Source organism: Dyella marensis (assembly GCF_049532885.1).
GTDB classification, from domain to species: domain Bacteria; phylum Pseudomonadota; class Gammaproteobacteria; order Xanthomonadales; family Rhodanobacteraceae; genus Dyella_D; species Dyella_D marensis.
On the sequence record NZ_CP064029.1, the window covers coordinates 5,044,977 to 5,056,861 of the forward strand.

At 65.5% G+C, this 11,885-nt stretch carries 7 protein-coding genes; 6 read left to right on the forward strand and 1 reads right to left on the reverse strand.

Annotated features, from left to right (window positions below; genetic code table 11):
- Window positions 1-122: 122 nt before the first annotated feature.
- From ISN75_RS22140 to ISN75_RS22165, 6 genes are all read left to right on the forward strand, one after another.
- On the forward strand, window positions 123-3,128 hold the full coding sequence (locus tag ISN75_RS22140; protein WP_168648796.1) for a TonB-dependent receptor: 3,006 nt from the start codon (window positions 123-125) through the stop codon (window positions 3,126-3,128).
- A gap of 165 nt (window positions 3,129-3,293) precedes the next feature.
- A complete protein-coding gene (locus tag ISN75_RS22145) occupies window positions 3,294-4,754 on the forward strand; it encodes a glucoamylase family protein (RefSeq protein WP_343818360.1) in 1,461 nt (486 codons plus the stop codon).
- Window positions 4,751-6,061 (forward strand): sugar ABC transporter substrate-binding protein, encoded by a 1,311-nt coding sequence (locus ISN75_RS22150; protein ID WP_343818362.1) that lies wholly within the window; start codon window positions 4,751-4,753, stop codon window positions 6,059-6,061. The genes ISN75_RS22145 and ISN75_RS22150 overlap by 4 nt, the downstream gene beginning before the upstream one ends.
- 16 nt (window positions 6,062-6,077) lie before the next feature.
- Window positions 6,078-6,956 carry a carbohydrate ABC transporter permease gene (locus ISN75_RS22155; protein WP_167252912.1) on the forward strand — a complete coding sequence of 293 codons (879 nt, stop codon included), beginning with the start codon at window positions 6,078-6,080 and terminating at the stop codon, window positions 6,954-6,956.
- Window positions 6,953-7,774 carry a carbohydrate ABC transporter permease gene (locus ISN75_RS22160; RefSeq protein WP_167252911.1) on the forward strand — a complete coding sequence of 274 codons (822 nt, stop codon included), beginning with the start codon at window positions 6,953-6,955 and terminating at the stop codon, window positions 7,772-7,774. The genes ISN75_RS22155 and ISN75_RS22160 overlap by 4 nt, the downstream gene beginning before the upstream one ends.
- A gap of 4 nt (window positions 7,775-7,778) precedes the next feature.
- Window positions 7,779-10,931, forward strand: coding sequence for a discoidin domain-containing protein (locus ISN75_RS22165; protein WP_343818365.1), 3,153 nt, complete (start codon window positions 7,779-7,781; stop codon window positions 10,929-10,931).
- 117 nt (window positions 10,932-11,048) lie between these two features.
- Here ISN75_RS22165 and ISN75_RS22170 read toward each other — a convergent pair whose 3' ends face one another.
- Window positions 11,049-11,882 carry a pirin family protein gene (locus ISN75_RS22170; protein WP_343818367.1) on the reverse strand — a complete coding sequence of 278 codons (834 nt, stop codon included), beginning with the start codon at window positions 11,880-11,882 and terminating at the stop codon, window positions 11,049-11,051.
- Window positions 11,883-11,885: the final 3 nt, after the last annotated feature.

Consider the following 11,885-nt stretch of genomic DNA (forward strand, 5'->3'; position numbering starts at 1 on the left):
CCGGATCACCAGGGGGCCGGCCACGGAGGCCGGTTCACCGCCGCCGGCGCGGGACCGTACCGGTAGCGTATCCACAACCAAAAGTCAGCCGTATCGAACCCTTGAGGGAGGGTGTCCAAGTCATGGCACGCAAACACGCACTTTCGCTGCAGATCTCGCTGGCGCTGGCCGCTCTGGCCGCCACCGCGACCTTCCTGCCATCCGTCGCCTGGTCGCAGACCTCCGACTCCACTCTCCGCGGCCGCGGTCCGGCCAATGTCGAAGTGGTTGCCAAGAACGTGGCGACGGGATCGACACGCCGCACCCGCACCGACAAGGACGGCAGCTACGCGCTGGTCGGTCTTCAGCCCGGCACATACCAGGTCGATGCCGGCGGCAATCAGAAAACGGTGACGTTGACCGTGGCCTCCGTCGGCACGTTGAACTTCACCGAGCCGGCAGCGCCGGCACCGGCCGCCGCCGAGGCCAGCGCGACGAACCTCAACGCGATCACCGTCAACGCCACCACGCTCGCGGAAGTCACCACGTCCGAAGTCGGCACGTCGATTTCGCAGCACCAGATCGCCACGGTGCCGCAGATTACGCGCAACTTCCTCGAGTTCGCCGACATCGTTCCCGGCATGGTCTTCACGGTGAAGAATGGCCAGACCAACCTGCAATCGGGTGGTCAGGCATCGGGCGCGATGAACGTCTATATCGATGGCGTTGGTCAGAAAAATTACATTCTCTCTTCTGGCGTCTCCGGCCAGTTCAATACACAGGGCAATCCATTTCCGCAGCTAGCAATCAGCGAATACAAGGTCATCACGTCGAACTACAAGGCGGAGTACGACCAGATCTCCAGCGCGGCGGTGACGGCGGAAACCAAGTCCGGCACCAACGAATTTCATGGCGAAGTGTTTGGCAATTATACGAACCAGTCCGTACGTGCGCGGACTCCCGCTGAAGAAGACAGCGGAAAGAAAATCCCTTCGCACAACAAGGAGTACGGCTTCGCCGTAGGCGGCCCGATCATCCAGGACAAGGCGCACTTCTTCGCCACCTATGAAGGCAAGGAATTCGACCAGCCGATCACCGTGATTCCTGGCGGTCCGCTGACTTATGCGGCCGGCTTGCCTGCCTCGGCGCGCTCGCAGCTCGGTGCCGCCAGCCAGCCATTCAAGGAAAATCTCTACTTCGCCAAGATCGATTGGGAACCCACCGATCGGGACCGCATCGAGCTTACCGGCAAGTATCGCGACGAGAGTGCCATCAGCGGCATCGGAACCGGAACCGCCGCCTCGGCCTCCTATAACACCAAGAACACAGACAAGCGCTATGTCGTCCGCTGGGATCACAGCGCCGACGCCTGGTTCAATCGACTGCAGGCGACTTACGAGAACGCGTTCTATACGCCGACCGCAACCAACTTCGGCAACGGCTACGTCTACACCGCTTTCGGCAACAACGATCAGCAGATTCTGGCAACCGGCGCAGCGTCGCCACTCGCTTCGCAGAATAAGGGCCAGAAAGGTCCGTCCCTGCAGGACGACTTCACCTTCAACAACATCGAATGGCATGGCGACCACGTCATCAAGATGGGCGCCAAGATCAAATGGGTGCGCCTGACCGCGCAGGATGCCGGCGAATTCAATCCGCAATTCTTCTTCGACACCACGCCCGATGGAACGGCTGCAATACCTTACAAAGTGCTGTTTCCTCTGGCCGCGCCCGGCACCAGCCCCGTGGCCAGCACGATCGATCGCCAGATCGGCGCATACATCCAGGACGACTGGAAAATCGACGACCACCTGACGCTGAATCTGGGCGTGCGCTGGGATTATGAAGTCACTCCGTCGTATCACGACTTCGTTACTCCAGCCGGCGTCGTCGCAGCCATCAACTCACAGGATCCGGCAGCCCCGGCGGGTCAGACGTATGCCCAGTCACTCGCTCTTGGTGGCGTTAATGTAAACGATTACATCAGCAATGGTCATAACCGCCATCCGCCGCGCTACAACTTCCAGCCGCGCTTCGGCTTCGCCTACGACATCAATGGCGACGAGGAGCACGTGATCCACGGCGGCGCCGGCCGTTCGTACGACCGCGACCTCTACCAGATCCTCCAGCTCGAGCAGACGAAGTCGGTTCTTTCGCAGCCGACCATCAATTTCATCAACGCCAACCACCCTTGCACTCCCGGTCCCACCTGTATTCCGTGGAACCCGATTTACCTGACCGGTCTGAATACCTTGCAAGCCCTCATTGCCAGCAGCAATGCCGGCAAAGAGGTAGACATGATCACCAACAACCTCAAGACGCCATACTCGGATCAGATCAGCCTCGGCATGCGCAACAAGATCGGCGAGTGGAATACCGACGTCACGGTTCAGAGCGTCAAGAGTTTCGACGGACTGGTCTTCCAGCTGGGCAATCGCTATCCGGACGGTTCGTTCTGGAAGAACAAAAGCCAGCCCTGGGGCAACGGTATTCCCGGCTATGGCAGCCTGATCATTGCGGACAACGGTCTGAAGACCAAGACTACGCAGGTGCTGGTTTCCGCCGAGAAACCGTACACACAGGAGTCGCATTGGGGCGTCACCGTCGCGTACACCTATACCAAGAGCCGGTTCAATCATGACGTGCAGGATCTGACCGATCAGTACGCCTTTGACGCGGCGACGATCCACGATTACCCGTTCATTCCAGGGCCGACCGCAAAGCATCGACTGGTCACCACCGGCACTGTCGACGGCCCGTGGGGCCTGCTGCTCGCCGCCAAGCTGACGCTCGCCACACCCACCGCTTCGGTGAACAACGCGTGCTACGGAGCAGTCGATTCACCCAACGGCTGCGTTCCGATGACGGTCGTACCGCCAGGCACCGGCAAGTTCCTGGTGGGAGGCAAGGTCTTCGGCTACCGCGATCTCGATCTGCAAGTCACCAAGAACTTCAAGGTATGGGACAACCTGAGCGCCTATGTCCGACTGGACGTGCTCAATGTCTTCAACTGGAAGAACTACAACGATTACATCACCGACTTCGGTTCCAACGGCGTGCTCAATCGCAACGCAGTGATATACAACCCGATCGGCAACATCATCGACGTCCCACGCACGTTGAAGCTGACCGCCGGCATCAAGTTCTGATCGATATCGGCCGGGTGCGCAGGTAACTGTGCGCCCGGCCGGACGAGAGCCTTGGGGCTTTTTTTTGAAGTCGAGACGTAAACGTTTACGTCTCACAAATTTCTCTTCACGGCGGGATCATGGGCAAACCAGCTCCCTGCCGAACCGGTTTGCAAAGGCGACATCATGCGCATGAATACCCTGACCCGCTTCGCCATCGCGCTTTCTTTATCGCTCGCTTGCGTGGCCAATCCCTTAGCCGCGCAAGCATCCAAGCCGAAGCCGGCGCACGCGGTAGCGAGTACGCAGGTGCCGCCCCTGATCGACGACCTCGAACACCGCACCTTCAACTGGTTCTGGGACAGCGCCAACCCCCAAAACGGCCTCGTCCCCGATCACTACCCCACCAAGTCCTTCGCCAGCATCGCCGCGGTCGGCTTCGGACTCACCGCCTATGGCGTGGGCGCCGAACGCGGCTACATCACGCGCGACCAGGCGGTGGAACGCACGCTGGCCACGCTGCGCTTCTTCCACGACGCCCCGCAGAACGACAGCGAAGACGATGCCGCCGGCTACCGCGGCTTCTTCTATCACTTCCTCGACATGGACTCGGGCAAGCGCTTCGATCGCAACGTGGAGCTGTCCACGGTGGATACCTCGCTGATGCTCGGCGGCGTGCTGTTCGCGCAGTCGTACTACGACCGCGACACGCCGCGGGAAAAGCAGATCCGCCAGCTCGCCGACGAGATCTACCGCCGCGTCGACTGGACCTGGGTGCAGGTGCGCAAGCCGCTGATCACCATGGGCTGGACGCCGGGCGGCAAGTTCATCCCGCACGACTGGCAGGGCTATAACGAAGGCATGCTGGTCTACATCCTCGCGCTGGGCTCGCCGACGCATGCGGTGGGCGATGACGCGTGGAAAGCCTGGACATCGACCTACAACCGCACCTGGGGCGAATTCCACGGCCAGACCTTCCTCAACTTCGCGCCGCTGTTCGGCCACCAGTTCAGCCACGTATGGGTGGACTTCCGCGGCATCCGCGACGCATGGAATCGCGAGAAGGGCCTGGACTATTTCGAGAACAGCCGCCGCGCCACGTACTCGCAGCGCGCCTATGCCATCGCCAACCCCGGCGGCTGGACCGGCTACGGCGCCAATATGTGGGGCATCAGCGCGAGCAATGGCCCCGGCGGGCTGGTAGTGAAGAGCGGCGACAAGGAACGCACCTTCCACGGCTACACCGCGCGCGGCGCGGGCCTGGACTACATCAGCGACGACGGCACCCTGGTGCCCATGGCCGCGGGTGGCTCGATCCCCTTCGCACCGGAGATCGTGGTGCCTGCGCTGGAAGAAATGAAGCAGCGCTACGGCAAGGACATCTACACCAAATACGGCTTCGTCGATGCCTTCAATCCCAGCTTCCACAGCAAGACCGACCTGCGCACCGGCAAGCTCGTACCCGAGCTGGGCTGGGTCGACACCGTGCACCTGGGCATCGACCAGGGCCCGATCGTGCTGATGGTGGAGAACTGGCGCAGCGGTTTTGTATGGAACGTGATGAAGAAGAACCCGTACGTGCGCAAGGGCCTGGAACGCGCCGGCTTTACCGGCGGCTGGCTGGATGAGGCCCCGCCCAAGCCATGAGCACGCGTTCGCGCCAGCGCCGGCCATGGCGCGTGCTGCTGCACGCGCTGGCGTGGACCTGCGCAGGTGTCGCCGCTGCGCTGTCGGCCGGTTGCCAACCTGCGGATGACGCGCGCACGCTGACGTTCTGGACGGTCGGCCGGGAAGGCGAAGCGGTGGCCAAGCTGCTGCCGGATTTCGAACGCGAACATCCCGGCCTGCATGTGAAAGTGCAGCAGCTGCCGCTGACCGCCGCGCACCAGAAACTGCTTACCGCCATCGCCGGTGGCTCCACGCCAGATCTCACCCAGCTCGGCAACACCTGGATTCCCGAACTCGCCGCGCTGGATGCGCTCGAACCGCTCGATGCCCGCGTGGCGTCTTCGCAGGTCGTTCGCCCGGACGACTACTTCGCCAATATCTGGACCACCAACCGCATCGGCAACACGCTGTACGGCGTGCCCTGGTACGTGGACACGCGCCTGCTGTTCTACCGCAGCGATCTATTGAAGCAAGCCGGCTTCGACGCACCGCCGCGTGACTGGGCGCAATGGCGCCGGGCCTTGGCCGCGCTCAGCCATCCGGACCGCGGCAGCTACGGCATCCTGCTGCCCACCAACGAGTTCGAACAATTGCTGGTGCTGGCGCTGCAGCAGGACGAGCCGCTGCTGCGCGACGGCAATCGCTACGGCAACTTCCGCAGCGCGGGCTTCAAGCGCGCGCTGGCGTTCTACGTGGATACCTTCCGCGAACGGCAGGCGCCGGCCATCACCAATGTGGAAGCCGGCAACCCGTGGACGGAGTTCGGCCGCGGCGTCTATGCCTTCTATCTGTCCGGCCCGTGGAATATCGGCGAGTTCCGCAAGCGCCTGCCGGCTTCGCAGCAGGACGACTGGAACACCGCGCCGCTCCCCGGCGAACACGGCCCTGGCGCCTCCAACGCGGGCGGCTCCAGCCTGGTGGTCTTCCGCCGCTCGGCGCACAAGGACGAAGCCTGGCAGCTGATCGAATTCCTGTCCCGCCCCGCCGTCCAGCAGCGCTTCTACGAGCTGCTCGGCGACATGCCGCCGCGCCGCTCCTCCTGGGAGGGCGGTGCGCTGCGCGGCGATCCCAAGGCACGCGGCTTCCGCGAACAGCTGGAGCGGGTGAAGCCCACGCCGCCGATCCCCGAATGGGAGCGTATCGTGACCGAGATGCAGCTGGTCGCCGCGCGGGCAGTGCACGGCGACCTGAACATCGATCAGGCCGCGGCGGAGATCGACCGGCGCGCCGACCTGATCCTGGAAAAGCGGCGCTGGATCCTCGACCACGCGAAACCCGCGCCATGACCGCCGGAGGCCACGCATGAATCCACCACGCGCCGCCTGGTTGTTCCTTGCGCCCGCCCTGCTGGTGCTGGGCCTGTTCTTCCTGCTGCCGGTGATCGCCGCGCTGGTGCTCAGCCTCACCGACTACGACCTGTATGCGCTGGCCGACATCCGCAACCTGCGTTTCGTGGCGCTGGGCAATTACTGGGAGCTGCTGCACCGGCCGCTGTTCTGGTCCGCGCTGGGGCACACGCTGTATTTCGTGGTGGTGGGCGTGCCGCTGTCGATCGCCGTTTCGCTCGGCGCCGCGCTGCTGCTCAACTCGCCGCTGGCGCGCTGCAAGCCGTTCTTCCGCACCGCGCTGTTCGCACCGGTGGTGACCACGGTGGTGGCGGTGGCGGTGATCTGGCGCTACCTGTTCAACACCAAGTATGGCCTGGCCAACTACGCGCTGGACGGGCTGGGCATCCATCCGGTGGACTGGCTGGGCGATCCGCGCTGGGCGATGCCCACCATCATCCTGTTCGCGGTGTGGAAGAACTTCGGCTACAACATGATCATCTTCCTCGCCGCGCTGCAGGCGATCCCCGCCGACCTGTACGAAGCCGCGCGCATCGACGGCGCCTCGCCCGTGCGCCAGTTCCGCCATATCACGCTGCCGATGCTGGGGCCGACCCTGCTGATGGTGAGCATCCTGACCGTTTCCGGCTACTTCCAGCTGTTCGCCGAACCGTTCGTGATGACCGAAGGCGGCCCGCTGCAGAGCACCACCAGCGTGCTGTACCTGATGTACGAGGAAGGCTTCAAATGGTGGAACCTCGGTTCTGCGTCGGCGGTGGCCTTCCTGCTGTTCCTGATCATGTTCGCGGTGACCGCGCTGATGCTGCGCGTGGCGCGCCGGGGAGGCGAGGCATGAATCCGCGGCTGGCCAAGGCGCTGATCAACGGGCTGCTGATCGGCGGCACCCTGGTGGCGGTGTTCCCGCTGCTGTGGATGCTGTCGGTGTCGTTCATGCGGCCCGGCGAGGCGAGTGCGTTGCCGCCGCCGCTGTGGCCGGCCCACGCCACGCTGGCCAATTATCACGAGCTGTTCGAGCGCGCCGGCATGGGGCGCTACCTGCTCAACAGCCTGGCCATTTCCAGCGCGATCACGCTGCTGTCGCTGGCGTTTAACCTGATGGCCGGCTACGCCTTCGCCAAGCTGCGCTTCGCCGGGCGCGAGCGGCTGTTCCAGATGCTGCTCGGCGGGCTGGTGATTCCGGCGCAGGTGGCGATGCTGCCGCTGTTCCTGCTGCTGAAATACCTGGGGCTGGTGAACAGCTACGCCGCGGTGGTGATGCCGGCGATGGCGACCATCTTCGGCATCTTCCTGGTCCGGCAGTATGCGCGCGGCATTCCGGATGACCTGCTGGAAGCGGCGCGCATCGATGGCGCGGGCGAGCTGCGCATCTTCGCGCAGATCGTGCTGCCGCTGCTCAAGCCCATCATGGTGACCTTGGCGATCTTCACCTTCCTCACCGCATGGAACGATTTCATGTGGCCGCTGATCGCACTGACCGGCCAGGAGCACTACACCTTGCCCATCGCACTGGCTTCGCTGTCGCGCGAGCACGTGCAGGATTCGGAGCTGATGATGGCCGGCTCGGTGGTGACGGTGCTGCCGGTGCTGGTGCTGTTCCTGGCCTTGCAGCGGTATTACCTGCAGGGGCTGCTGCTCGGCAGCGTGAAAGGGTGATGCGATGAAGTGGCGCGCCTTGCTGCTGTCGTGGGCCTTGCTGGCGCCTGTTGTGCACGCCGCCGAGCAGGCACGCGTCATCGACGACTTCAGCCGGCCGGCCGCCTGGACAGCCGAAGGCACCGACGATATCGGCACGCAATTGCGCGTGGCCGACGGACAGAGCGGCAAGGCCGTCTGCCTCGACTTCGATTTTCACGGCGTCTCCGGCGGAGCCGCGCTCAAGCGCGCGCTGCCGATGGACTGGCCGGACAACTTCGCGCTCTCCTTCGACGTGCGCGGCAGCATGCCGCCCAACGACCTGCAGCTGAAGCTGGCCGATGCCAGCGGCGACAACGTCTGGTGGTATCGCCGCGAAGCCTTTCAGCCCGGCGCTGACTGGCAGACCGTGGAAGTGCGCCGCAACCAGGTGGAGTTCGCCTGGGGGCCGACCAAGAACCGCACGCTGCATCGCACCGCCGCGCTCGAATTCACCATCTACGCCGGACAAGGCGGGCGCGGCGAGCTGTGCCTCAGCAACCTGCGCCTGCGCCCGCTGCCGGTGGAACCCGCCGAAACGCCGGCGCCGCGTGCGCAGGCTTCGTCCACGCTCACCGGCTACGGCGTGCAGCGCATGCTGGAAGGCAAGGGCGAGTGGCGCAGCGATCCGTCCGCGGCGGGCGAGCAGAGCATTGCGCTGGACCTTGGCCTTTCGCGTGAATTCGGCGGCCTGCTGCTGCACTGGCTGCCCGGCGCGCAGGCCTCGCGCTACGAGGTGGAGCTCTCGGACGACAACACGCACTGGCGCACGGCCACGCAGGTCACCGGCGGCAATGGCGGCGACGATGCGCTGTTCCTGCCGCAAGCACAGGCCCGCTATGTGCGCCTGCGCCTGCTCGAAGGCCCCGGCAAGGCGTATGGGCTGACGCAGCTGGAAGTGAAGGACCGCGCCTGGGGCGCGTCGCCCAACGTGTTCTTCCAGGAAGAAGCCAGGCGCGCGCCGCGCGGCATGTATCCGCGCGGCTTCTCCGGCGAGCAGAGCTACTGGACCCTGCTCGGCACGGATGGCGGCGCGCGCGATTCCGCGCTGATCTCGGAAGATGGCGCGGTGGAAGTGGGCAAGGGCGGCTGGTCGCTGGAACCGATGCTGTTTGCCGGCCGCAACGTGATCGACTGGGCCACCGTGCGCAGCTCGCAGAGCCTGCTCGACGGCTACCTGCCGATTCCCTCGGTGCGCTGGACCGCCGACAGCCTCACCCTCGATACCACCGCCTTCGCCACCGGCGATGCCGCGCACACGCAACTGGTGCTGCGCTACACCCTCACCAACCGCACCGCGCAGCCGCAGCGCGTGACCCTGGCGCTGCTGGCGCGGCCGTTCCAGGTGAATCCGCCGACGCAGTTCCTCAATATGCCCGGCGGCATCCATCGCATCCACGACCTGGCCTGGGACGGCAAGGCGCTCACCGTCAACGACGAGACTCGCGTGGTGCCGCTGCAGGCCGTAGATGGCTTCGTGGCGAGCAGCCATGAAGCCGGACCCTTGCCGGAGCGGCTCGCGCAGGGCGAGCGCCCCGAAGTCACCTCGTTGCACGACGGCGCGGGCTTCCTGCAAGGCGCGCTGCTGTATGCCATCGACCTGCCCGCCCACGGCAGCCGCACGCTCGGTCTGGTGGTGCCACCGCGCGGCGCCGACTTCGCGGCGCCGCGCGCACCGGAAACCTGGCTGCGCGAACAGCTGCAACACACGGCGTCGGCATGGCGGGAGAAGCTCAACCGCGTGGCGCTGCTGCTGCCGTCGTCGCAGCACGCCATCGCCGACACGGCGCGCAGCGCCCTGGCGCAGATCCTGATGTCGCGCGACGGCCCCGCCCTGCAGCCCGGTACGCGCTCCTACGCGCGCAGCTGGGTGCGCGACGGCGCCATGATGACCGAGGGGCTGGTGCGCAGCGGCCATGCCGAGGCCGCCGCCGACTTCGTGCGCTGGTATGCGCCGCATCAGTTCAGCAGCGGCAAGGTGCCGTGCTGCGTGGATGCGCGCGGTGCCGACCCGGTGCCGGAGAACGACAGCCACGGCGAACTGATCTTCGCCATCGCCGAGCTGTGGCGCTATACGCACGACCGCGCCGTGCTGGAACGGCAATGGCCGGCCGTGCAGCGCGCCATCGCCTATATGGACCGCTTGCGCGAGAGCGAACGCAGCCCCGCCAACCAGACCGAAGAGCGGCGCGCGCTGTATGGCTTGATGCCCGCATCGATCAGCCACGAAGGCTATTCGGCCAAGCCGATGCATTCCTACTGGGACGACTTCTGGGCGCTGCAGGGCTACGACGACGCGGTGCTGCTGGCCAAGGCGCGCGGCGATGAGGCGGCGGCGGCACGGATCGCGCAGTCGCGCGACGTATTCCGCGGCGACCTGAAAGCCTCCATCGACCTGTCCGTGCGCCAGCACCGTATCGACTACCTGCCCGGCGCGGCGGAGCTCGGCGACTTCGACGCAACCTCCACCACCATCGCGCTGTCGCCCGGCGACGGCCAGACCTGGCTGCCGCCCGCGCTGCTGGAGCGCACCTTCGAGCGCTACTGGCAGGGCTTCGTGGAACGCCGCGACGGCACGCGCGAATGGGAGGACTACACACCGTACGAACTGCGCACCATCGCCAGCTTCGTGCGGCTGGGCTGGCGCGGCCGCATCGGCGAGCTGCTGGCGTTCTTCTTCGCCGACCGGCGTCCGGCCGCGTGGAACCAGTGGGCCGAAGTGGTGGGGCGCGATGCGCGCAAGCCGCGCTTCGTGGGCGATATGCCGCATGCGTGGATTGCTTCGGATTACCTGCGCTCGGCGTACGACTTGTTCGCGTACGAACGACCGCGCGATCAGGCGCTGGTGTTGGCAGCCGGGATTCCGGCCGAATGGCTGAAGGGCGAGGGCATCGGGATCCGGCGTCTGCGCACGCCGTATGGGCAGCTGAGTTACCGCTTGTATGAGCGCGATGGCACGCTTGAGTTGCGCGTGGAGCAAGGACTCGATGTGCCGCCGGGTGGCTTGGTGTTGCCGTGGCCTTATGCGGGTAAACCTGCCGGCAAGGTCGTAGTCAATGGCACGTCCACGGTGTGGCGGGATGGAGAGCTGGTGATCCGCGCATTGCCTGTCACTGCCGTGATGGCGACGCCCCGGTAAATCGCGTCACTTCGTAGGCTGGGGTGAGCGACAGCGAACCCCAGCATCAGCATTAGCGCCTGGTCATGTTGGGGTTCGCCTTCGGCTCACCCCAACCTACGTAAAGGGTTCCGGGGCTTAGAACTTGCCGGCGCGGAAATCCGCGATCGCCTGATGAATCTCGGCAGGCGTGTTCATCACGAACGGTCCGTAGCGCGCCACGCTCTCGCCCAGCGGCTTGCCCGCCACCAGCAGCACGCGCGACGGCGCTTCGCGGCCGCCGATGCGCACCGAGCCGCCCTTGGAAAGCACGGCCAGTTCGCTGCGGCTGAGCACGTCGCCGGCCACCTGGGCATCCGCGCCATCGAACACGTAGGCGAAGGCGCTATGGCCTTCCGGCAGCGGCACTTCCAGCTGCGCGCCGGGCTGCAGGGCGATATCGAGATACACCGGCTGCGTGGCGATGCCGGCCACGGGGCCGGCCGCACCGAACACTTCGCCGGCGATGATCTTCACTTCCACACCGTCCTGCGGACGCACGGTGGGAATGCGCGCGGGGTCGATGTCCTGGTAGCGCGGCTCGGTCAGCTTGTCCTTCGCGGGCAGGTTCACCCACAGCTGGAAGCCCCACATCAGGCCGTTTTCCTGCTGCGGCATTTCCGAATGCAGGATGCCGCGGCCGGCGGTCATCCACTGCACGCTGCCGGGGCCGAGGTCGCCCTGGTTGCCGTGGTTGTCGCCGTGGCGCATATGGCCGGCGAGCATGTAGGTCACCGTTTCGAAGCCGCGGTGCGGATGCTCGGGGAAGCCGGCGAGGTAGTCGTCCGCGCTGTCGGAACGGAATTCGTCCAGCAGCAGGAACGGATCGAGCATGTCCAGGCCGGGCTGGCCGATGATGCGCTTCAGGCGCACGCCCGCGCCATCGGAAGTGTCGGTGCCGCGGATGCGGCGGATGATGCTGCGCTCGCTCATGAT